18 protein-coding genes are annotated in these 24,103 nt (G+C 48.5%); 7 read left to right on the forward strand and 11 right to left on the reverse strand.

Annotated features, from left to right (window positions below; genetic code table 11):
* The first annotated feature begins 95 nt into the window (after window positions 1-95).
* On the forward strand, window positions 96-422 hold the full coding sequence (locus ACR6Z4_RS04880) for an STAS domain-containing protein (RefSeq protein WP_479716099.1): 327 nt from the start codon (window positions 96-98) through the stop codon (window positions 420-422).
* Between the two features lie 32 nt (window positions 423-454).
* Here the strand turns inward: ACR6Z4_RS04880 and ACR6Z4_RS04885 are convergent, their stop codons facing one another.
* Window positions 455-1,579 carry a PP2C family protein-serine/threonine phosphatase gene (locus ACR6Z4_RS04885; RefSeq protein ID WP_479716100.1) on the reverse strand — a complete coding sequence of 375 codons (1,125 nt, stop codon included), beginning with the start codon at window positions 1,577-1,579 and terminating at the stop codon, window positions 455-457.
* A gap of 148 nt (window positions 1,580-1,727) precedes the next feature.
* Between ACR6Z4_RS04885 and ACR6Z4_RS04890 the strand changes: the two genes are divergently transcribed.
* Window positions 1,728-2,168: an ATP-binding protein gene (locus ACR6Z4_RS04890; RefSeq protein ID WP_479716101.1), complete on the forward strand. Its 441-nt coding sequence runs from the start codon at window positions 1,728-1,730 to the stop codon at window positions 2,166-2,168.
* A 162-nt stretch (window positions 2,169-2,330) separates the two neighbouring features.
* Here ACR6Z4_RS04890 and ACR6Z4_RS04895 read toward each other — a convergent pair whose 3' ends face one another.
* The 4 genes from ACR6Z4_RS04895 to ACR6Z4_RS04910 all read right to left on the reverse strand — a co-directional run bounded on the left by ACR6Z4_RS04895 (window position 2,331) and on the right by ACR6Z4_RS04910 (window position 8,168).
* A complete protein-coding gene (locus ACR6Z4_RS04895; RefSeq protein ID WP_479716102.1) occupies window positions 2,331-5,762 on the reverse strand; it encodes a response regulator in 3,432 nt (1,143 codons plus the stop codon).
* Window positions 5,763-5,962: 200 nt separating this feature from the next.
* Window positions 5,963-6,151 (reverse strand): CPXCG motif-containing cysteine-rich protein, encoded by a 189-nt coding sequence (locus ACR6Z4_RS04900; RefSeq protein WP_479716103.1) that lies wholly within the window; start codon window positions 6,149-6,151, stop codon window positions 5,963-5,965.
* Window positions 6,152-6,249: 98 nt separating this feature from the next.
* Window positions 6,250-6,897, reverse strand: coding sequence for a class I SAM-dependent methyltransferase (locus ACR6Z4_RS04905; protein ID WP_479716104.1), 648 nt, complete (start codon window positions 6,895-6,897; stop codon window positions 6,250-6,252).
* 77 nt (window positions 6,898-6,974) lie between these two features.
* A complete protein-coding gene (locus tag ACR6Z4_RS04910; RefSeq protein ID WP_479716105.1) occupies window positions 6,975-8,168 on the reverse strand; it encodes a site-specific integrase in 1,194 nt (397 codons plus the stop codon).
* A 458-nt stretch (window positions 8,169-8,626) separates the two neighbouring features.
* Here ACR6Z4_RS04910 and hemH point away from each other — a divergent pair, with 458 nt between their 5' ends.
* Window positions 8,627-9,790: a ferrochelatase gene (gene hemH / locus ACR6Z4_RS04915; protein WP_479716106.1), complete on the forward strand. Its 1,164-nt coding sequence runs from the start codon at window positions 8,627-8,629 to the stop codon at window positions 9,788-9,790.
* 87 nt (window positions 9,791-9,877) lie between these two features.
* Here the strand turns inward: hemH and ACR6Z4_RS04920 are convergent, their stop codons facing one another.
* On the reverse strand, window positions 9,878-11,530 hold the full coding sequence (locus tag ACR6Z4_RS04920) for a bifunctional pantoate--beta-alanine ligase/(d)CMP kinase (RefSeq protein ID WP_479716107.1): 1,653 nt from the start codon (window positions 11,528-11,530) through the stop codon (window positions 9,878-9,880).
* Window positions 11,531-11,853: 323 nt separating this feature from the next.
* Here ACR6Z4_RS04920 and ACR6Z4_RS04925 point away from each other — a divergent pair, with 323 nt between their 5' ends.
* Window positions 11,854-12,387: a cofactor assembly of complex C subunit B gene (locus tag ACR6Z4_RS04925; protein WP_479716108.1), complete on the forward strand. Its 534-nt coding sequence runs from the start codon at window positions 11,854-11,856 to the stop codon at window positions 12,385-12,387.
* Between the two features lie 68 nt (window positions 12,388-12,455).
* Window positions 12,456-13,745, forward strand: coding sequence for an adenylate/guanylate cyclase domain-containing protein (locus ACR6Z4_RS04930; RefSeq protein ID WP_479716109.1), 1,290 nt, complete (start codon window positions 12,456-12,458; stop codon window positions 13,743-13,745).
* Window positions 13,746-13,879: 134 nt separating this feature from the next.
* Here ACR6Z4_RS04930 and ACR6Z4_RS04935 read toward each other — a convergent pair whose 3' ends face one another.
* From ACR6Z4_RS04935 to ACR6Z4_RS04955, 5 genes are all read right to left on the reverse strand, one after another.
* Window positions 13,880-14,881: a zinc-dependent alcohol dehydrogenase family protein gene (locus tag ACR6Z4_RS04935; protein ID WP_479716110.1), complete on the reverse strand. Its 1,002-nt coding sequence runs from the start codon at window positions 14,879-14,881 to the stop codon at window positions 13,880-13,882.
* A gap of 226 nt (window positions 14,882-15,107) precedes the next feature.
* Window positions 15,108-15,932 carry a hypothetical protein gene (locus ACR6Z4_RS04940; protein WP_479716111.1) on the reverse strand — a complete coding sequence of 275 codons (825 nt, stop codon included), beginning with the start codon at window positions 15,930-15,932 and terminating at the stop codon, window positions 15,108-15,110.
* 207 nt (window positions 15,933-16,139) lie between these two features.
* Entirely contained in the window at window positions 16,140-16,418 is a 279-nt protein-coding gene (locus ACR6Z4_RS04945; RefSeq protein ID WP_479716112.1) for a hypothetical protein, read from the reverse strand.
* Between the two features lie 207 nt (window positions 16,419-16,625).
* A complete protein-coding gene (locus tag ACR6Z4_RS04950; protein WP_479716113.1) occupies window positions 16,626-17,060 on the reverse strand; it encodes a hypothetical protein in 435 nt (144 codons plus the stop codon).
* A 16-nt stretch (window positions 17,061-17,076) separates the two neighbouring features.
* A complete protein-coding gene (locus ACR6Z4_RS04955; RefSeq protein WP_479716114.1) occupies window positions 17,077-20,709 on the reverse strand; it encodes a choice-of-anchor D domain-containing protein in 3,633 nt (1,210 codons plus the stop codon).
* Window positions 20,710-21,559: 850 nt separating this feature from the next.
* Between ACR6Z4_RS04955 and ACR6Z4_RS04960 the strand changes: the two genes are divergently transcribed.
* A complete protein-coding gene (locus ACR6Z4_RS04960; RefSeq protein WP_479716115.1) occupies window positions 21,560-22,375 on the forward strand; it encodes a M23 family metallopeptidase in 816 nt (271 codons plus the stop codon).
* Between the two features lie 253 nt (window positions 22,376-22,628).
* Entirely contained in the window at window positions 22,629-23,948 is a 1,320-nt protein-coding gene (locus ACR6Z4_RS04965) for a D-alanyl-D-alanine carboxypeptidase (protein ID WP_479716116.1), read from the forward strand.
* Window positions 23,949-24,103 lie beyond the last annotated feature (155 nt).

Below are 24,103 nucleotides of genomic sequence, written 5' to 3' on the forward strand. Positions count from 1 at the left end.
CAACAGGCAGATTTTACGTCTTGCCTGCATTATGCTGGAAGCGAAGCTACCGCATCATAGTTTTGAAAACTATTCATATAGTTAGGACTGAAGACATGGAAGCAGAAGTAAAAGTAGTTCGACCTGCCGGAATTTTGGATAGTACAAAAGCTGGTCAATTTCGCTCTGAAATCAACGAGATCGTCAATGAGGGTGCAAAACTACTGCTCGTTGATCTGGGAGATGTAACTTTTATGGATAGCTCTGGGCTGGGTGCCTTAGTTATTGCTTTAAAGACAGTTAAATCGACGGGTGGGAATCTATATGTCTGTGCAGTTAATGAACAAATTAAAATTTTGTTTGAACTGACCAGCATGGATCAAGTTTTTGAAGTGTTTGCAAGTCAAGATGAATTCCAGCAGACTGTCTTATCCAGGCAGTAGTGTGATAGCCCCAGGGTCGCTAGTCACACAATTTATTTGAACGTCATTTGGAGTAACGAAACGTCATCGCTGAACGTATCAGACCCACTGGTGGCTCGGATCGAATCTAGAATTTCATCTAAGTTATAGTTGTCTTTAGCTAAAAGATTGACAAATGTGTCTAAGTTCCAGATTTGTCCACCGGGTTGACCAAGGTCATAAATTCCATCGCTAAAAATGTAGAGTTTACTACCCGATGGAATTTGTTGTCTACCACTGGTAAACATTGCATCGGATAACATGCCTACCGGCAAACCAGGGGTTCTAAACCGTTTGACTTGAACTGTATTATCGGGTGCAGGAGAGATTAGAATTGCAGGAGGGTGCCCTGCACTGGCATAGGTCAATTGCCGTTTCGATTGGTTATAAATTCCATACCAGATCGTGAAATATTTTTCATTCTGGTTATTCATTTGAAACGTTTCATTCAGGGCGCGCAATACATCATGAGGCTGGTAAAAATTGACATCCGGTAAGGATTGCGATCGCAATAGATTTAAAACCGAAATTGACGGTAGTGCCGACCCTAAGCCATGTCCAGAAACATCTAATAAATAGATCATGAGATAATCGGGATCAAGCCAATAGTAGTCAAAACAATCGCCTCCCAGCTGACGGGATGGAATAAAGCGAGAGTCAATACAAACTTTTCCGGTGATAGGTTCCGGTAGCAGCGATTGTACGTACATGGCTGCTTCTGCCAGTTCTGTTTCTAAAAGTTGTTTCTGAGTTTGCAAATCGCGGCTCAGTTGGTGCAACCGTAACCCAGCTCGAACTCTGGCTTGTAGTTCAGTAATTTCGATAGGCTTTGCCAAAAAGTCATCTGCCCCTGTATCAAGACCTTTGATTCGATCTTCTAAAGCGCCTCGAGATGTCAGCAAGATAAAAAAAGTGGTTGCAAGATCTGGATTTGCCTTAACTTGACGGCAAACCTCCAATCCATCAACCAGGGGCATCATCCAATCGCAAATGATCAGATCTGGATAAATAGCATTTGCCTTCTCAAGACCTTCCTCACCATTAACTGCAAGGTTGACCTCATATCCCTGCCCTTGCAGTGCTTTTTTAAGAACTAATCGAATTGTTGGATCATCATCAATGACTAGAACTTTTGGCATGAGAAAATTAGAATTAGAATTAGAGTTGTTTTTTAGATCCTGACACAGAGTTTAAGAACAGGCTTGCGATCCCTTTTAACCACTTTAACCGTTTTCTTAACTGATACCGTTCTCCTACTCTCTTTACAAGTTAGAGGATCTTCACCAGTTGAAATTCCCGAAACAGGCACGAATTAAAGTCAATACTGACCTTAGTGCTTTGGCTACAGTTTTGACATGGTTTGGTGAGCAGTTCGATCATTCCATGATGCCTTACTCTGCATGGCTACAGTGCCAATTAGCACTTGCAGAAGGTTTTACAAATGCAGTTCGCCATGCTCACCGAGATAAACCAGTAGAGACCCCCATAGAAATTGAGGTGACCTTGTCTCAACATGCTCTAGAGATGCGAATTTGGGATTGCGGCTCAGAATTTGATCTCGAACACTTGATTAGTACATTGTCGCCAGAAGTGGATAAAGAAGCAGAAGGAGGCAGGGGATTAAAATTGATGCGACAAATGGCTGATATCTTGACCTACACCCGCAGCGTAGATCAGCGGAACTGTCTGCTGATTGTGAAGTATTATGCTGAAAGTCAGGTTTCCTAGCCAAAAAATATCGACGGGCAGCGGGCACAAATTAGATAAACTCCGGACGTTCAGGATTATGGTATTGCTTAATCGCAGGATGGGTTTGGACGTGAAACCAAAGGTTTCACGTCCAAACCCATCCTCAAAATCAGCACCGCCAGTTAGCGCGGGGGTGAGCCTTTACCTCAGCTGCTTGGGGTGCGTTGCCAGGAATTGATGCATCATTTGCAACGTGTCTTTAAAGGCAGTAAACAAATGGATTGGGTTTTCCAGGTGGTGTTGACGTGCCTGCTCTTCTAATTCACTGGCGATCGCCTGTAGGGTCTTGGCACCAATGTTAGCACTAGCGCCTTTGAGATGATGGGCTGCGCGTTCGAGTTCGTGTAAATTTTGCTCTGCGATCGCCTGTTCCAATTCCGTAAGATGATTGGTGCTGTCTTTAACAAAAAGATGGAGCAATTCTAACTCAAAGTCGGGATTGCCGTCTGAAATTTGGTGCAGTTGCTCCCAATCAATGTCTAATTCCGCCTGAGTAGACCCATCCCATGCATTAGCAGAGGGCGGTGCGTTAGCAGGAGAGAGAGCCGTCGTTGTCTGTTCTAATGGTGGTATGGCGGAAGAACCAGGAGCGTTGGATAGGAGTTGACGCCAATGGGCAAGCGTGGCTGCTAAATGGTCTTTACTAACAGGTTTTTGTAAGTAATCATTCATTCCGGCTTTAAATGCCCTATCGCGATCGTCTGGCAATACGTTGGCAGTCATCGCAATAATGATGATGGGATGACGTTGGTCTATCCGTTGGCGTTCGATCCTGCGGATGGCTTGAGTCGTGCTATAGCCATCCAAAACTGGCATCTGACAATCCATCAAAATCATGTCGTAGTTCGTTTGAGCGATCGCAGATAGGGCTTCTTGTCCATTTTCAACCACATCTGCTTGATACCCTAAATGGGTTAATTGCTTTAAAACCACTTTTTGATTGACGATATTATCTTCTACCAGTAAGAGTTTGAATTCTGCAATAAAAGCCGTAGGGTCGGAGGTGAATGGATCGAGCGCTAATAGGTTTGGATCATGTTTATCTCTAGAGACGATAGATTTTGGGGCAACAAGCGTTGCAAAACATCCAAACATATCAACAGGATGAATTGGTTTCACTAAATCAGTGGAAAAAATTGTTTTTAGTTTTTGTTTTTCTGCTCCACTTTGATAAGGCGATCGCAGCAAAATCAGCGGAGTTTGACTAAAAGTAGGACAACTTTGCAGCTTTTTCCCCAGTTTGATCAGGTGCAGATCCGATGAATTAGCTTCAAGAATCACCCAATCATAAGCAAGCTCTAAGTTTTCATTTTTTCTAGCCTGATTTAGCGCTAAATCTACAGACCTAAAACGGTCAACCTGTATTCCCCAGCTTAGGGCATAGAAGGACAAAGTCTTATAAGTAATTTCAATATTACTAATTAATAAAACTTTGATATCTTGCAATCTTTCCAAAACCTGAATAGGCAAGCAGGGTTGGCTTTTTTGTTTGCCAAATTCTATCCAGAATCCAATATTTGAGCCTTTGCCAACTTCACTATCAACCCTAATTTGCCCCCCTAAAAGTTCTATTAACTGTTTAGAAATGGCTAAACCCAATCCGATGCCTCCATACTTTCGGGTATTGGAAGAATCAATCTGACAAAATGGCAAAAATATTTTTTCTAAATTAGCTGGAGCAATACCAATTCCTGTATCTGAAATGGAGAACAGCAATGTGACGTTTTCAGGCGTTTCTGACTCTACACTAATTTGAATTAAAATCTCACCCAGATCCGTAAATTTAATCGCGTTATCAATCAGGTTAATTAAAACTTGCTTGAGATGATTCAGGTCTCCACACAAGTTAACGGGAATATCGTGAGAGATTAAATAGGCAATTTCAAGGTGTTTGGCATAAGCCTGGGGTGCTAAAAAATCAATAATTTCCTTGAGGCAACTCTTGAGATCAAACTCCAAAATCTCAGGTTCTATTTCTTTGGCTTCTAATTTAGACCAGTCTAAGATGTTGTTGATCAGGGTTAATAAGTTTTTGCCACTCGCACAAATTGTTTCAACCAGATCTTTTTGCTCAAGTGTTAATCGACTATCTAATAACAGTTCTGCCATACCTAATACAGCATTCATAGGAGTACGAATCTCGTGGTTTACAGTCGCCAAGAATGTACTCTTCATCTGAGATGCTTTTTCTGCCTGTAGACGGGCTTGTTCTAGTTCTACATTTTTTTGGGTCAGTTGTTGGCGTTGTTGCACTTCTTGCTCTAGAAGATGCGATCTTTCTAATAAGCCACCGATGCCTCTGGCAATCACTAACAACGACGACTCTTCTGCGGCTGACCAATCGCGTAAACAGGTACAGTCATCCAGGCGAATAAATCCCCAAAAGCGATCGCCTATATAGATAGGAATAATGATCAAAGACAAAATGTCTTGTTCCTCTAACATCTCCCGTTCTGATTCGGGAAAATCTTGGATTAACCCTTTAATCACTCGGCCTTGAGACAAGGTTTTAAACCAACGATTGAGCAGGGGTGTATACACCGTATCGCAAGGATGATCTGGACTCTGTTTTGCCCCAGATAAATGATTTAACCACTCAAATCTCTGGATGGATTGACTTTCATTAATATCTGAGTCTATGTGATTTTCAAAAATATAAATACGACTGACATCAGCTGCATTTCCTAAGGCGCTTAAGGCATTGGCGATCGCATCGTGATAGTTAATTTGAATTAACAAATGGTGCGTGGCTTCTGCAACACCTTGAACTAACCGACTTTGACGCAGCAATAATGCTTCATTTTTTTTACGTTGTGTAATATCTTGAACTAAAACTAACACTTCATTGTCTGCACAGGGTGCAATTCGAGCTTCATAGTCGCCGATTGCATCACCGTTTTGCAGCTGATAATTAAAGATTTGAATATCGCTTGTTTTAAGAGCCTGATCAATGTAATACAAAGCAGAGGCTGAAACATCAGGTGGCAGCAGATCTACGAGATTTTTACCAATCACCTGATCGGGTGGCAAAATTGGATCAAAATATTTTGCCCCTCTACAATCTAAATACACCCCATCCTGACTCATCCTTAAGATCAAGTCTGGAACTGTAGTGGTCAGAGCATAACTAGTTTTTTGAAGACGCTGGATTTCTTGTTCTAAAACATAATTTACATCCTGAAGATGTTGATGTTGAATAATCTTGTGAATTGTGTGAGGTAAAAGGGTGAGATAGTTTCCTGGATCATCTTTTAATAAATAGTCATTGATCCCATGACCCATGGCATGAGCAATATTTTCTTCATCTCCATAATTAGCGATTAAAATAACAGGAATCTTTTGACCTAAAAAATCAAGTAGATCAATTACGGTTCCATCTGGTAGTTGATAGCTGCAAAGAATAATATCAACTGAATTAATAGTGGCGCTATCTAACGTTTTTTTTAATTCAGCAATTGAAGATACGGTTTGAAGTTCACAATTACAACTCTGAGCTGCGATCGCACGTTGAAGGGCAGCTAGATCTAACGACCTACTTTCGACTATGAAAATCTGGGTTTTGTCGTTTTTCATTGTTACTCAATGGTTTAAAAAATCATGCCTCATGTGATTCCCCAACAATCCAGGAAAACAGCACGAATAGGGACAACCCCATGAACCAGGGGGGTAAATGGAAAAAACCGATGATTGTGAGCGGTACGTGGAGAATGACTTGGTAGACCGCGATCGCCAGAAATAATACAAGCAGGAATAGCAAGACAGCCATGTTGGGGTCATCCTTCGTATTCACTATCAATTTCAATTTCTAACGTATCTTCATCGATCCGGATATAGAGCACATTCGGACGGCAGCACACCTGACAATCTTCAACATATGACTGTTGCATGCCACCACTGAAATCAACGAATGTTAGATTCGATTCGCCGCAGTAAGAACAACGATATTCACCTGTGTTTTGCATAGAAGAAACGATCAATGAAGAGAATAAATTGTGAATTCCAGTTCTGTTTGAGAGCGCGACGGCGGAGCTGTCGCGCTCTCAAAAAAATTACCCGTTAATTATTTATAAGCCTGAATAACTTGTAAACTACCGCCTGCATATAGGGTGCGATCGCACGTTTTGAACCCAGCCGTGGTTAATTCAGCCGTTAGATCCGTCTGAAGCAATTGCCACGCTGTTTCGGTTTCAAACAGCCAAAGAAATAGGGCTAAGCCAGGGAAGAATAGGGGATTGGTCGGGTTGTGAAAATCAACCAATGTAAAAATGCCACTGGGTTTCAGCACCCGATAGACTTCTCCCAAAATTTTTCGGCGTTGATCGGGTTCCATTTCGTGCAAGGCAACACTGGTATGAACCACATCAAATTGTTCAGCCGCAAAGGGCATGGCTTCTGCCCACCCTTCGACAAACGTAGCCTGGGGTACATTTTTGCTCGCTCGTTTTAGAGAGAGTGGCGACGCATCTAAGCCGATAATGGGATGCGATCGCTGTAGATCGTCATCTGAAAACCGCTGAACTAAAAACTGTGTTGCCTGACCACTGCCGCAGCAAAGATCTAACACCTGCATGGTGGGCTCAAGGGTGAGATTAGTTAATGCCAGTTGTCGAAAGCGCGTTTCACCACCGACTGCCAACGCCGATAAGCGGGCGATCGCATCGTAGAGCCATTGATAGCGATAACTGAGAGATCGTAAAAAAGTTGCCACGGCAGGAGTTGGGTAGTAGATGGGGTCAATAGGACGGGAGCAGGAGAGATCGCGTCTTCGTCTGGTAGTGCATACGCCTATTCTGGTTTTGCCAGATCAACGGTCGGGGCTTTGATTTGGCTGCGGCTGAGGGCGTTGCTAACGGCTTGTTGTTGATCTCGACGAGCAATCCATCGATGGTACGTGCGGTTGTGAATGGTGACGGAGTGTCCCATCATCTTAGCTGCCACCGTATCGGGCAAGCCAAAGTGAATGGTTCTAACCGCCCAGGCATGGCGCAAGTCGTAGGGAGAAAACGGAATATGATAGCGACGAAATTGATTGGTAACGTGTTGCCCAATCCGTTGCAGAGTCGTTTGGCTCAGATCTGTGCTGACGGGCGGAAGTTTCCCTTCTTTTAGATGAAATTGTTCAACCCATTCTGGATAAAAGGGCCAAACTTCGTGGTACCCGGTTTTAGTCGTAGCCAACACTTCAATGGTGGCTTCAGAATTATTTTGCTGGAAGGTAGAATACTCGCAAAAAAAGACTTCGTGGTTTCTCAACCCGTAGGTTGCCATCATGCCATAGACAAATTGCCACGCCGGATTGGGGATTTGTTGCCATGCAGCAATAATGGCTTCGTCGGAGGGTAAATCTCGAACTTGGGTAGCACTGGCGCTATAACTTCCCCAGAAGGCTTTCAGCTCTGTTGGCAGTTCAAGCTCTAAAAAATCTGACAGGGCAGATAGAGCAGTACAACAAACCTGACGACTACGAGAGTTTGCCGGTGTAGACTGAACAGCCGCATAAATGGCTTCGGGTAAGTTTAATTGGGGGTGAGTCTGGGCGATCGCCTCTAACTTGCGCAGATAAGGCGCATAGGATTTTTCCCAGGTTGTCTTTGCCGATGCCTGATCTTTAGTGCCTCGGGACTGGGTGCGAAACGATTGCTCAAATGCCTGGAGCTTTTCAGCCAAATCCATTTGATGCAACCGCCCACCCCCACCCGTCGGTAAGTATTTGCGCCAGTCAAACGTATTTTGGATCAGTTGGGCAGCAATAATTTTGGCTTCTTGCTCAGCCTGCTTTAATCCCGTAGGAGTAGCGGGTAAATTGAGGCTAATCCGCTGTTGGTATGCCCGCAACCGATGACTGTCAGGGCGAGGAGGCAACGTTCCGCGCAAACTGAGTTTTTCGCCTCGACGCTCTAACAGCAACCCTAAACGAGCCGCTTTTAAGCGCTGGTTCACTTGAGCAAGGCGAGCATCAATAGCAGATTGATCTGTCATGAAACCCTGAACAGCGATAAGTGAAACGATCGTTGATATAGCGCTGTGCTGGTTGATTCAGTCTGGTGTTGTGGGGCGCTCTGCGCCCCACAACACCGTTTCCGTACGTAACGAACTTGCACACCGTTATATATCCAATCTATAGCGCTTTGTCGGCGCTTAAACCCTGATTGTGGTTTACAACTCTCGTTTCGTCAGGGTTTCAAAAAATCTAGGCTCCATGCAATTGAGAATTGCTATAGTTTGGGAACGAGCGTTTTGCCGGATATGACCCTCTTGTTACGGAATTGAACTCCATGTAGAGGTGCTGTAGCAGAGAACGGTCAGCAAAGCGTTACAATTTCAAAAACTTTTGTTGCAGATATCCCGGTTCTTGCCGATGGAGAGACGCTACACTTCAGTATCATTGTTAAAATTGATAACGAATATTAAAAGCTAACGTTAAGGATTGTAGCCATATGGGGCGTGTTGGGGTTTTGTTACTCAATTTGGGCGGACCGGACCAACTCGATGATGTCCGTCCGTTCTTGTTCAATCTGTTTTCAGACCCCGAAATTATTCGATTACCGTTTCCCTGGCTGCAAAAACCTCTGGCTTGGATGATCTCGACCTCTAGAGCCGATAAGTCGAAGGAAAATTATAAACAAATTGGCGGCGGCTCGCCGCTGCGCCGCATTACGGAAGAGCAGGCTCAAGCATTGCAAGCCCAGCTGCAACATATGGGTCAAGATGCGCAAGTCTACATCGGAATGCGCTATTGGTATCCCTTTACCGAAGAGGCGATCGCCCGGATCAAGCGAGATGGGGTAGATGAGTTAGTCATTCTGCCGCTGTATCCTCAGTTTTCGATTAGCACCAGTGGCTCCAGCTTTCGTTTGCTAGAGCGCATTTGGAGTGAAGACGAGGGACTGCAAAAGGTAGACCACACGGTTATTCCATCCTGGTATCAGCAGACGGGCTATTTGCAGGCCATGAGCGATTTAATTGCTCAACAGCTAGACCAGTCTGCCAACCCCGATGACGTTCACATCTTTTTCAGCGCTCACGGTGTCCCCGTCAGCTATGTAGAAGAATCGGGTGATCCCTATCAACGGGAGATCGAGGAATGCACGGCACTGATCATGCGGACGCTCAATCGCCCCAATGCCCATACGCTGGCATACCAAAGTCGGGTGGGCCCGGTGGAATGGTTGAAACCCTATACCGAAGATGCGATCGCTGAACTGGCTGAACAGGGGATTAAGAACCTGCTAGTCGTTCCCATTAGCTTTGTTTCAGAGCACATCGAAACGCTCCAGGAAATCGATATTGAATACCGTGAGATTGCCGAAGAAGCCGGAATTCATCACTTCTACCGAGTTCCGGCACTGAATACGCACCCTATCTTTATTCAAGCGCTGGCAGACATGGTGGTGGATGCGCTCAAGTCTCCTAAACTGAGACTGGCTGATGTGATACAGCCCAGAGAAAACGTCAAGCTCTATCCTCAAGAACGATGGGAATGGGGAATGACCACCACAGCTGAGGTTTGGAATGGTCGGTTAGCCATGCTGGGCTTCCTGGCATTGTTGCTGGAACTGATTAGCGGACATGGTCCCCTACACTATGTTGGGTTGCTGTAGCCAGTCGCTCTGTAGACGCATCTCTACTGTTCGAGAAAGCTGAGAGAGTGCGCGCCTGTGGCGCGCACTCTCTCAGTATCAAGTGATTTATTCGGCAGCTTGAGCTGCAAGACCTACTTTCTCGTGGTAGAGACGGACAATTTTGGCGACGACTTCATCGATATTGAGATCATCGGTTTGAATCTCGATCGCATCTATAGCTTTACGCAGGGGTGCCATAGTGCGGGTGCTGTCTTTGAAATCTCGCTCGTAGATGGTGCGCTCCAATTCTTCTAAGCTAACGTCAGGTTGCCCTTGATTTTTCAGGTCTTGCTGACGACGACGGGCACGCTCTTGCACGGAGGCGGTCAAGAAAATTTTGAGTTCGGCATCGGGAAACACATGGGTGCCAATATCGCGGCCATCCAAAACAACGCCGCCCCGACGACCAAACTGTTGCTGCTGTTTGACCAATGCCTGTCTCACAGTAGGTTGTGCCGATACTGCCGAAACCTGTGCCGTCACCTCTAACCCTCGAATTGCCTGAGTAACCTCTTCTCCATCGAGCCAAATTTTGAAATCCGCAGGATCGTCATTCATCTCAATCTGGCACTGGCTGACCAATTCAGCGATCGCCGCTTCATCGTCAACAGCAATCCCCAACTGCAATACCTTCCAGGTCACGGCTCGATACATCGCCCCCGTATCGAGATACAACAACCCCAGTTTTTGGGCAACTTGACGCACAACGGTGGTTTTCCCGGCTCCGGCGGGTCCATCGATCGCCAAAATGGGTTTACGGTTGTGCAATACCAGATTGTCAATCAGCCGCGTTGAGCCTACCCGAGCCGCGATCGCCAATAATCCGACGTCATCAATTTGGTCTAACGGTTGCATGGTTTCTGGATGTACAAGTTCAATATATTCAGGTTGAATGGCAGGCATAGTGGCTAATTCGGATTTGACAGCGGAAATTAAATCGTGACTGAGATTATGTCCCTGACGGAGCATCTGGTTTGCCTTTTTTAAACTGCGATAGAGGACGGTAGCTTGCGATCGCTCTTCTGGCGATAGGTATTGATTACGAGAACTCAGTGCCAAACCATTGGCTTCTCGGACAATCGGACAAATGCGCAACTCAACCGGGACATTCAGATCGGCAATGACCCGTTGCAATACGGCAACCTGCTGCGCATCTTTTTGCCCAAAATAGGCGCGATCGGGCTGCACAATATTCAACAACTTCATTACCACCGTGGCAACCCCTTCAAAATGCCCCAACCGCGATCGCCCACATAATCCACTGATCATGGCTTTGGGTGGAATGATTTGGGTCAGGGAATTTTGGGTGGCAACATCGGAGGCGGAACCCGGTACAGTGCCGTATAACGCCGCCGGAGTCGGCGCAAAAATAACATCGACCCCTGCCTGCTCACACAAGGCTTGATCGTGCGCTAGGGGGCGCGGATAGCGCTGAAAATCTTCGTTGGGACCAAATTGCAGCGGATTGACGAAAATGCTGACGACGACCCAGTCATTTTCTTGTCGGGCACGTTGGATCAAACTTAAATGCCCTTGATGTAATGCCCCCATCGTCGGCACTAACCCAATGGCGATCGCCGACGGTTCAGAACCCGGTAAATGAGCAGAGGAATCTTCAGTCGCAGGGGCGATCGCCTGATCTCGTACAGACCGCTGCTGCCGGGACTTCGCCTGACTTAAATAGCATCTCAATCCAGCAACCGTGGCAAATACGCGCACCTGATCCCCCACTCAGTTCAAGCAGTCTTCCGCTTAGTAGTGTACAGAATTCCTGCCAAATCTGCCTTCATCAAGTGTCCACTCGCTGCACTGGACGCCATAAACATAAAATCCCCGACCGAAGTCGGGGATACACTTAATCAACGAGGTTCCACCTTTAGAGTTCCCACAAACCCAGCCAAGTTCACTACCAAACACAACCACGCTGGAAAAATATAATGAATGAGACGCCAAAATTTGCCAGGGGAGCTGTGGCATTGTGACAACTCCTCTGACAAACCCAACCGTTGATCGAATTTATATTCCGCCTACCCTGAAACTGAATGGATACTGCCGTCATTCCCTCTACCGCTTTTCTTACCGTACTTTTGTCGATTGGGCTGTTTTTCTTTATCCGGGCTTCTGCGAAGGATAGAACTCAGGTCGTTCAACTGACGTCAGATGCACCAGAGGCATCTTTATTCGAACAACTGCAAACCTATTTCACTCAGCGTTCCTATCGGCTGGCTGCCGTAGACGCTGCTCAAAACCAGGTGACCTATGAGGGCATGGTTCGCCCCAGTTTATTTTTAGCCGTGTTTTTAAGCCTGCTAGCCGCTGTTGGCATTCTCTGTCTGTCCTTGGTGTTATCGATGCTATTTCCTGCCGGAGCAACATTTTTTCCGGGCTTAATTTTAATTGCCCCTCTGGCTGGATTGTTTTATTGGAAAAAAGCAGGGCGACAAGAACGGGTGCTACTGCGCATTGAAACGGTGACAGATGAACAGGCGACGACCCAAAATTTACTCACCGTCACGGCTCATCGCGATGAATTGCTGGAACTTCAGCGAAGTTTGCCATTGCAATCGGTCGAGTGATGTTCTGTGAAATACTGGCTTCAGTGCATCCAACCGATCGCAAACCCGTCGGGAGAACCTGAGAACCAATGAGCCTACTTGCTCGCGTTAGACGTATCTTAAAGCACTGGAGCGAGGCTCAACCCCCTGAGTCCGCCGCATATAAACTTTGGCGACGACAATTTCTGCGAAAACGCTTGCAGCTCTCTTTACAAATTGCCATTTGCGCGTATCTAACCTTTACGGCGCTGAGACTCAGCCTTGCCGCATTGCAGATCCAACCCTGGGATCTGTCCTGGTTTTTGCTCGCCGGAACTACTCAGTTAGCCTTGCTTACCTGTCTTGTATTGCTGCGCACCCCCATGGGCAAACGGTTGCCGATGGGGGTGTTTTTGGGGGCATCCTGGTCAATTACCCTGATCGAGCAACTCTGGGCAACGCTGAGAGGCGAAGCTTTTACGGGAATTTTTTCCTGGACGTTGGTATTTTTGGCTCAGGCAACCTTAATGCCCCTGTCCTGGCGATTGCATCTGATTTCGCAATTGGGCGTCTTTGTTTATTATTGGGGGGTCAACCGCATCCTCAATCTGCCAAATCCGGCGGCAAATTTTTGGGATACGTCCCTGTGGCTATATCTGTTCTGGTTTTGTGCCATCAGCAACCTTTCGGTGTATATGTATGAACGGTTGCAACGGTCTGAATTTCATGCGCGCCAAGCCTTAGAGCTAGAGCAACGAAAGTCGGAGCGGCTGTTGTTAAACATTTTGCCGGAAGCTGTTGCTCGACAATTAAAACAAGAACATCGCACGATCGCCGAGCAGTTCCCGGAGGTGACGGTGTTATTTGCTGATATTGTTGGCTTTACGCAAATGTCGGCAGGGATTCCACCGGAAGAAATGGTGGGGTTGTTGAATCAAATTTTTTCTGCATTCGACCACCTGGCAGAACAATATGGGCTAGAAAAAATTAAAACAATTGGTGATGCCTATATGGTGGTGGGCGGGTTGCCCATGGAACAGGAAAACCATGTCGGGGCGATCGCCAATATGGCACTAGGCATGCAACGGGCGATCGCCCAGTTCAACAAGGAAAATCAGCAATCCTTTAGTATGCGGATTGGCATTCACACGGGTCCCGTTGTTGCCGGAGTGATTGGCATCAAAAAATTTATTTATGACCTCTGGGGCGACACCGTCAATATTGCCAGCCGCATGGAGTCTCATGGGTTACCCGATCAGATTCAGGTGACGACGGCTGTCTATGAACGGCTACAGCACGATTACCTGCTGGAAGAACGGGGGCTGATCGATATTAAAGGCAGAGGCAAAATGATGACCTACTTCCTGAAACGCAAAAAAGCAGCCCTGGTCAAGCAATAACCGTTCGTCATTGCTTAATAGCGGAACGGATGTGAGTGTGAAACCTCTGGTTTCACACTCACATCCGTCCCAAAAATCAGCAAGGTTGATTAAGAAATGTGGGCTGGGATTGAGATACGCTGCCTCTCAAACACTCAGCCATCAATAGATAGCACCACCTTCCCGACCATACCGCCGCGTTCAATCAGCCGATGTGCCTCTGCGGCTTCGGATAAGGGCAACACATGGGTGAGTTGGATCTTGAGCTTATCCTGGTCAATCAAATGGGCACTTTGTTGCAACATCTTGGCTTGCTCTGCCTGGGCATCGGCTAACCCTTTGAGCATGGGGGTCAGCATCAACTCAAAACTGATGCGTAAGTTGCGATCGCGTGCTACTTTCCAATCGGTTTCAGGATCCGCCGCCAACAACGTTACGACATCGCCATAGACCTTAGTTGCCGCAAAGGTTTGGGAGAAAATTTTCCCGCCTACTGTATCAAATGCCAGGTCTACACCTTCCCCATTCGTCCATTCCAGAGTTTTCTCAACAAAATCACTCTGGGTATAGAGAATTGCCTGATCCGCACCCCATCCATAAACCAGTTCTGCCTTTTCGGGGGTGCTGACCGTGGTACAGACATCTGCCCCAGCAATCTTGGCTAATTGAATGGCAATATGCCCTACACCTCCGGCACCCGCATGGATCAACACCTGCCGCCCTGCTTCCAGCCCTCCCCGGTCAAACAGTGCTTCCCAGGCAGTAATCAGCGCTAAGGGCACCGCTGCTGCTTCCTCAAAACTCAGGGAACGCGGCTTATGGGACACAAACCGTTCATTGACTACCGCATATTCGGCATAATTTCCGGAAGGTCCACCCAAGCCACCCGCACAGAAATAGACCTCTTCGCCAATGTGAAACTGGCGCACACCCGGAGCGATCGCTTCAACCACCCCTGCTCCATCACACCCCAAAATAGTAGGCGACTGATCCGGGAAAAACGTGCCTCGCTGCCGCAATTTTGTGTCGATCGGGTTAATGCCTGCGGCTTTGAGTCGGATCAGCAGATCGGTTTCCGTTTTTAGCTCTGGCTCAGCAACCTCCTGAAGGTGGAGGACATCCGGTGCGCCGGGAGCAGTCATCACAACAGCTTTCACAGTTTTATTCTCAAAGATTAGAGGTCAGACGTTAGGGATCATAACGTAGAGACACGATGAATCGCGTCTCTACATCAGGATAATTGGCAGGAAATCACATCTCTCCGGATCGGGACGAAGGCTAGTACACCAACTTAAAAGTTTTAGAGGGGGGGGTGGAGGTAAAAACCCCTCTTGGGGGCGCAGCCCCCAAACCCCCATGTTGCAAAATTTCGTGTTTGCAACACTAGGTATCACGCCTCACGGGTTCGGGGGCGAATTGTGTTTTTACAGACGCAGGAGTAAATTGCATTTCTGCCTGAGCAGGGGCTAACCGTTGGGTGGCATTTAAGGCATCCAAACCATCGACCAGGGCATGACAGAGAATCGGATCGGTTTCTCGACTCAGCATGACTCGGAAACAATCGACCAGTTCAGTCCGCATTTGTCGTTGCGATAGTGTATTGGGCGATCGCCCTGCTTTTACCGACATCCCTTTCACGTCAGCCGCCAATACCCAACGGGTTGCCTGCCGAATGGCAATCAATCGCTTCAACGGATCTGCCTGAGTCAGAGCATTCAGCAGCCGATCAAACCCTGTGATATCCGTCTCAGGAGCGGCTTGAGCAACATGCAATGCTAACGCCACAGCAACCCCCCATAAACCAAACTGAGCCAGGGTGAGCGCCAGGGCTAACCAAACGCTATCGGCGTCTGCCCATACTTGCAGCACCATATACACACTGAGACAGGATAGGCTGCCCGTGGCGATCGCCAGGGTTAATCCGCGATTGGCTCGATGCCAGAGGCTATGCCACAGCGGCAATGGCAAGGTCAGGCGCAAGCGTCGTTGCTGCACCATAAATACAGTCACGGCAATGCCCAAACCCAGGGCGATCGCCACCACCAACTGCCAATTCCACAACAAGAACATCAGCAATGCCAACCCGATGACACTGCGCTTCTCTTGTCGCAATCGCCGGAATGCCAGCCGATTAAACGATATAAAGTCAGAAACGTAGCGCTGACACTGTTTTACCAGTCGCCACCACCGCACGGAAGCCTGCGCCACAATACTCTCCCTCAGGATCTCGATGAAGCGAACAAGAAAATCCTATCGGAAAAGCAGCCTGATGAACCATTCTGGTAATTATCGTTCAAATTTGGTCAATAGCTATTAGCTATTAGCTGTTAGCTATAAGCTATTAGCTATGAGCTGTTAGCTGTTAGCTGTTAGCTGTTAGCTATTGGCTGTTAGCTGTTAGCTATGAGCTATGAGCTATTCCCCACTCCAATCTGGGCAACTCTCTCCACTTTGCCAGCCGTAAGGATGCAAGCCACAAATTAAGATGGTGCGGGTTGCTTTGCTGCACCCGTAGGCAATGCCGTGATAATTCGCGCACCCTAGGCAAGCTCTGGGACGTGAGGGTGTGACATCGCCAAAGCCGAGTTGCGATCGCAGAATATGTTGCTTACTTTGTTGTCGGTGCCATTTAGCATGAGCCGCTTTTCTAAAAAAGTAGTTGGCCTGGCTAAAGGGGTCTTGGGCGCTATCCATTTGGGTTTACCCCATATCGAAGATGATCTAACCCACTTGCCGCGATCGATCCAGTAATTCACACACCAAACAATCCACACACTTAAGGATCACAGATCAATTAACTTCTAATTCTTTTTTAGAGAGCAACGGCTCCGCTGTTGCTCTCTAAAAAAGAATTAGGTTTTATAAAATCTACAATCCTAAACAAACCTGAGCAAGCAAGGTCTAACGTCCTAAGCGTTGGCGTAAATCTGTTGCCAAAACTTCGCCAGTCGCTTCTACTAGTTTTCCCACGATCGGATGAATAACGACGCTGGCAACCATGCCTGATACCGCTGGCACATATCGGGCGAACCATTGCTGCACTCGTTTTAGACGAGTTGGGTCAGGCTTTTCGGCAGTGACCGCACCTTCTAGCTCTTGTACCCATTGTAAAGCAACCTCTTTATGGGCAGGTAAAGCCTCGGTTTCGACCTGGGTTTTCAGTTGTGCTAACAGCCTGACAAACTCCATCAGTTCAGCGTCTGTGGTGCCGGTATTGGGGGTCGTTTCAACCTGCTTTTGTTGATGCACATTAACCCCTAACCCGACCACATCGCCTGTGATAGAGCCGCCGATGCTAATGTTCAAACTATTGTTAGTAGGTAATTGTTCGCTCATACGATGATTAGCCTCGTTAAATTAATCCAAATTCAGGACAGCTAAAGTAATGCCAGGGAGCTGCTTCACTCTGGCTGTCATCGCTGCCATAGGCACTCACAGTCCATCGCCATAGATAGGTTTTGGTATCCAATAACCATTGCGTCACATCAACTTGAGTGGGGGTCACGTTTAAGTCTTGAACGACGGTTGACCAGCTCTGTTGGCTATCGTCGTAATACTGCAAGCTGACGCGATACCCCGCAGGCGTTCCACCCGTCGTCCCTGCTGCCCAACTCAACATAACGCCACCAGAACACGACAAACTTGTTCCGTCTTGTTCAGTTGTACCTGGAGTCAGAGCTTCGGGAGTTGAAGGTGGCTCTTGCTGCACCTGGATGCGGATAGTCTCGCGAACGGTTTGATCATTGCGACCCATAGCAACGAGGGTATAGCTGGTATCTTGGGTCGGACGGATGGGAATACACTGTCTGGTGCCAACGGCAACATCACCCATATCCTGGATATAGGCACGAGTGGCATTGGTGACGCTGTAACACAGTTCCGCATCTTGACCGATGCTGATGACTTGGGGCGTCGCCACAAATTCTGAGATTTGCGGGGGTTCTACAACACTCCCTGTACCGGATAAGGTAACGGTGCGACTGCTGCCTGCGGCATTGTGCGAAATCACTAACGTAGCAGTGCGATCGCCTGCTGCTGTCGGGCTAAACTGAATGGCAACCTGGCAGCGTTCATCTTCTGCCAGACGAGCGTTGCAATTGTTGGTCGCGATCGCAAAATCACCTTTTTGTTCGCCAGCGATCGTAATGGCACTCACACTCAGAGGCACCGCACCGGGGTTAGAAATCGTCACCGTACCCACGTCACTGCGATCGCCCACCGTTATCTCACCCCACGACAGGCGATCGCGATCGACCTGAATGGCTGACGTTGGCTGAGATGGTGGAGTGGTGCCACGCCCGCTCAAGGCAATATTCCAGACGCGTTCTGATGCGTTGGCAGTCGCTGTGGTGCCAATTGCCGATAAGACTAAATTGGCAACCCGATTGCCCTCACGGGTGGGCTGAAACGCAACCTGAACCGTACAGGTTCCGCCCGGAGCCAGGGTTGTTTCAGCACAATTGTCATCACTCCAAAAGTCATCTTTATGTTCTCCTAGCGGACTGATGGCTTTGATCTGAACGGGTTCGGCACTGGTATTTTTGACCGTAATGGATTTTGCCTCACTGCGCGTCCCTAGATTTTGATCTGGAAAGGCGATCGCACCCGGATCAAACTCCAACGTCACTTCACCCGCAACGGCTCGCCCGGTTCCCGATACCTCAATAATGGATTGGCTGTCTCCCGCTGCACTTTCTAGCATCACAGTAGCCTGACGATCGCCTGTCGCCTGGGGTGTAAAACTCAGGGTGACGGTGCAATCGTCTCGTGGCAGCAGGGGTGTAGCGGTGCAGTCATCTTGCACCTGAAAATCACGGGCGTTATCCCCCGTCAACGTCAACCGTTCAATATCCAGCGGGGTTGTGCCCAGATTCCGCAGCTCAACCGTTTCAGGTGTACTGCGGGTATTGATGTCCTGTTGGCTAAATTCCAGGCGATCGCGGCTGACTGAAATTTGGATATCGGGCGATCGCGGTGACAGCGAAGGACGCCACCACAGCAACAACAGGGCGATCAAACTGCCACCCCCTACAACAGACCCAAATATCAGCAGATTGCGCCAAAGATTGGGCGGCACATGAAACTCAGGTCGGGTCGGTAACCTAATCTCTGTCGCACCATCGGGTTGCACCAACGGCGGTAGCAAATTCAAATTATGCCGAGTCAGCGCAGCAGCCGTTTCTTCTGCCAGCGACTCTCGCAGATGCAATGCCTGGGTCAGTTGGGTTTGCGCAACAGCAACGTTATCTAACCCCAGTGCCCGTGTCCCTAACTGATGAAATGCCCAGGCGGCTGCCGATTCATTGCCCATCGCCTGTGCTGCCTGCAAGCTTCCGTGCAACACTTGCTCCCACGCACCCCACTGGTTGCTGAGCATGAGGATTGGGTCTAATGTCTGTCCCAGTTGCAATGCCGCAGACCATTGTTCGGTTGCAACAGCCTGTTTTGCCAGCTCCAACAGCAGGTTAGAACTCTGCAATAGAATATCGGGCGATTGGCTACTTGCCCAGTTGGTAAAGTAATGGAGGATGCGTTGACCCCATTCGCCCAGATTCCAGGCGTGTTGCAACGGTTGCAGCAAGTTCTCTGCCAATCCATAGCTATTGCCATCAGTTAACACCAGATTATGGCGCACTAAGTTTTGCAGAACAGGGGCAATATTGGGAATGGCAATCAATGCTCCCAGGTGGTGTGCCTGGACGGGTGCCCCGTTCAACACAGACAGCACCGCCAGCGATCGCCGTTCTTCATCGGGCAATTGTGCCGATAACCGCACGCTCAACTCTTCCATAGATGCGGTTTGCAGCAATGTTACCAGCGAGTCAAATGGACAGGTCTGTTCGCGCACCCATGCCGTTGCCTGAAGAATTCTCAGCGGATGACCTTTAACGAGTTGACAAACAGACTCTGCGGCAGACCGTTCTGCTGCCGTAAGCGATCGCCGTAATTCTCGCTCGACCAATGCCATCGCATCGGGTAACGATAACCCCGGCAAAGCGATCGCCTGATCGTCTTCCCACAATTGACGGGTCGGAGATGCCAACAAAAACGTCAAACTCGGCAGATTATTTGCCAGTTCTTCAATCTCTTCTCTTGCCCACTCGACATCATCCAGCAGCACCACAGCTTGCTTGCCGCGTAAGGCATAGCGAATTTCGGTATCGGTTGGCTTAACCGCAGCATCGCCCGGATAGTGCCAGAAGTCGTCGAAGAGGGTTTGCACCACATCAGCAACGGGTTGTCGGCGAATGCGACGATAGACCAAGCCATCGGTAAACAGGTCGGCAAACGCCGTGTGATACGCCAGCGATCGCAATAAAGCTGTTTTGCCCAATCCCGTTTCCCCGTAAACTTCAATCGGGGACGTGAGTTGCAACGCGCCTGTGACCTGTTCGATTTCACGCTTACGCCCCAGCAAATTCACCGGACGGCAATACAGCGAAGCGTCTGGTTTGGGGCGAGCGGTCAAGGCTGGCGGTTTCTTAGCCGTCAGGTCTACCTTGCCACCATAATTCGTAATTTGGATAATTTTGCTGCCGATAGCAATTTGCTGCCCCTGCACATTGCCCTGAATATGTGCCTCAATATTTGTGGCTGTATTTGTGGTTGTCGCACCGGCGATCGCAGAGGATAACTCAGCCGGGGATAGCGATGACCCCATCTCGGGTGGCTCAGTGATTGGATCTAAAACCAGATCTTGCTGCCAGAGAAAATCCGTTTTGCCCGTTTGCCGAGCGGTGATTTTAATCGTTTGGATCGAGGTAATGCCCAGTTGCGATAACCCTTGCTTCAGCAACGACATGACCCCTGCTTGTGCCAACGTCCGGGAAGATTCCAAAATCAGGTGCAAATCATGACCATGACGTTGCCCCGTAACGGTGATGCCTTTGGGCTGTAGCGAACGATTGATCAGAGCCGCGATCGCCTGGGCATCACCTTGTTTGGCTAATTCTAGATAGGTTTGAGGAATCATCTGATGAGCCATGATAATAACCCTGAGCCTTCGTCGATAGAAAATCGCGATCGCACTCCCACCGGGAATGTCACAGTACCAGGAGAAGGAAATAGTCTAGATTGCGGGGAATCGGTCTGAAAATCCTATTGCAAAAACTTTTCAGATTTACGAACCCCACCGTTGCACTATCACCAATGCGTCGTCTTTCGTGAGAACGCAAATCGCTATATATACTGATCTACAGAGAAATTCGGATGACTTCCCGGAACTTCAGACAGCTTTACAGGTGTCCTACTGCTTTTCGTTGTCCGTAGAAATTTATTGCGATAATTTAGCATTTGCATGGCTAAGCAGGACGGGGTGCCGGGGTTCCACCCCGGCACCCTGTTCTAGCCAGCCTTTCGGCTGCTAGACACATGAAAAAAGTCCCCAGAGATGGGGTCTCTGAGGAGGAGGTCGTTCTTTATTCATCAGTTGCTAACCGTACTTTTTCGCAAGATCTTCAAGATTAATCAGAATTAATACGGATCAATTTCAACTCGATTTCAACGCGATCGCCATGGTCGAGACGATTTTAAAGGGGCGTGGGTGCAACCCTTAAACCTGTGGATTTAATAATTTTATTGAATCCTTGCCGTTTAAGGTTTTTAAGATGAAAACTGTGGCATAATTTGGGCTCAAGAATTCATATTCAAATACCTAGTATTGCAAACACGAAATTTTGCAACATGGGGGTTTGGGGGCTGCGCCCCCAAGAGGGGGTTTTACCCCCTCCACCCCCTCTAAAACTTTTAAGTGGGTGTACTAGACTACGCCTGACCTGCGCAACGCCAAACGATTCACCATTGAGGAAACTTTTACTCACTCATCTTTGCCCTCTATGACATCAAACGCTGGAATTCGTTCAAATAAGCTATTGCTACTTGTGGGTATTAGTTTGTTTGGGCTTGTCATCCTCGATACCCACCAAGACTTAGTTGCAGCTCATGGGTTAAACGCCGTCGAAATTCCTCAAGCGAATTCCTCCCAACCCACGTTTAATACATCGACGCAGACACCTACGGCAAATCCAAACTCTTATTCTTCAACGACCTCCGCACGTCAACCCGACCTCGCCATTAATACAGGCGTTGTCAGCGCCAATGAAGACCCTCAAGTTGCTGACATTACCTCCACGGATATCGCCGTAAATGAATGGCAAGGTGCTTCTTTTCCGGTGGAAAATTTTCAGTCTTACACCTCGCCGTTTGGATATCGCCGCTCTCCAACAGGTGGCTATAGCCAGGAATTTCACTATGGGCTGGATATGGCAGCGCCCGAAGGCAGCTATATTCGGAATTGGTGGTCGGGTCGGGTTGTAGAAGTGTCGGACAATAGCAACTGTGGCACGTCGGTCGTAGTGGAATCTGGAAACTGGACGCATATCTATTGCCATATGCGTGGACATGTCGAATCCGATGCCAATGGTCCGTTTCTGATTGACCGCGAAGGGGGCTTACAGATCCGGGAAGGGCAAGAAGTTTTAGCAGGCGATCGCATTGGGCGGGTCGGTATGACTGGTCGCACCACAGGCCCTCACCTGCATTGGGGATTGAAATTTAATGGCAACTGGGTTGATCCGGCATTGGTCTTAAGAGCCATGTATGCAGGGCAACAAAATGCTTATCGTCCTGGCGATAACACTCCAGTTCAGTAAGATCAATACGTAATACCGTTTCCATGTGAAGATGCGCCTGATTGGAAGAGGGGGTGAAGGGGGCGTTGCCCCCTTCGTGGGGGTTTCACCCCCACACCCCCTCTTAAAAAGTTGCAGCTTCATATTTGATTGGTATAAGGATTGTAGATTTCATAAATCCGCAGATTTATGGCAGCGCGGCGTCGCCGTGCTGCCATAAATAACCTGGCTTAGCTCATTTCTCATTCGCTCATTTTTCACAGGAGCACTAAGTGTGCTGGAATTTTTCAGCTCTATCCTGTCACTGTTTCTCAGCACAGGAGAGGTCAAACCCTTGCACGAAGTCAATTGGGGCAACTGGTTAGATGCCACCTGGGTAAAATCGCTGGGGCAACCCGAACGTGCGATCGAACCGACTGCTACCGCGATCGTGCAACGGCACGTAGAGGCAGTAGCCGCCGCAGGCATGTCAGTCCCAGAGCAGGGCATTTGGATTCAGACGCAAGATCAGATTCTTGCCGAACATCAAGGTGCAGCATTGCTGTCGGCTGCCTCGTTGAGCAAAATTCCCACGACGCTGGTAGCACTAGCCACCTGGGAACCGGATCATCAATTTATTACTCTGGTCAGTGCTACCGGATCGATTCAAGCTGGCGTTCTGCAAGGGAATTTAGTAGTTCAAGCTGGGGGCGATCCCTTCTTTGTCTGGGAAGAAGCGATCGCCCTTGCCAATGCTTTAGAGCAAATGGGAATTCGCCGCATCACCGGGGATCTGCTCGTGACTGAGAATTTTGTGATGAATTTTCAATCGGATCCCCTGATATCTGGCAATCTCTTGAAGCAGGGGATCAATGCGACTGAGTGGAATGCTGAGGCGGCTACTCAATATCAAACCTTACCTCCAGGCACCCCCCAACCTCGTATCAGCATCGAGGGAACCGTGCGCGTGCTATCTCAGGCAGAAGCGGCTAACACCAGTGCCAAACCGATTTTGCGCCATCGATCGCTGCCAATGGTAGATATTCTTCGCTCGATGAATATCTACAGCAATAACCTCATGTCAGACATGATGGCAAACTCGGTCGGGGGAGCAAATGTGGTTGCCACCAAAGCAGCGCAACTGGCGGGGGTGCCCGCTGAAGAGATTCACTTGATCAACGGCTCTGGATTGGGGGAGGAAAATCGCATCACCCCCAGAGCGATCGCTGCTATGCTCATCGCCCTGCAACGATACGTTCAACCCCATCAATTAACCGTGGCAGATTTATTTCCAGTGATTGGTCGCGATCGCGGTACTCTGGGCGGTCGCATGCTGCCTACAGGGGCGGCAGTTAAAACAGGAACGTTAGACAGGGTGAGTGCCCTGGCCGGTGTGATCCCCACTCGCGATCGCGGTCTTGTCTGGTTTTCAATTATTAATGTAGGCACTGCCGACCTGGAATTGTTACATGCCCAACAAGATCTGTTAATCCAGGGCTTAATTCAAGATTGGGGCGTCACCGACCCAGCAACGGTTGGGCTGGCAAGCAGCGATCGCACGCAGATCGAGGGCACTCAGCTAGGCGCAGCCAGCCGCAATGAAATCTTGCCGTAGGCTCTGCCTTCTATAGCAGTATGCAAGTTCGTTAAGTACAGAAACGGTGTTGTGGGGCGCTCCGCGCCCCACAACACCGTACTGAATCAACCTGCACAGCGCTACATAGCCGTCGAAGGGTTGATTAAGACAAAGGGTGTGGGGGCTTGCGCCCC

It is taken from the genome of Calyptranema fuscum S582, assembly GCF_055793305.1.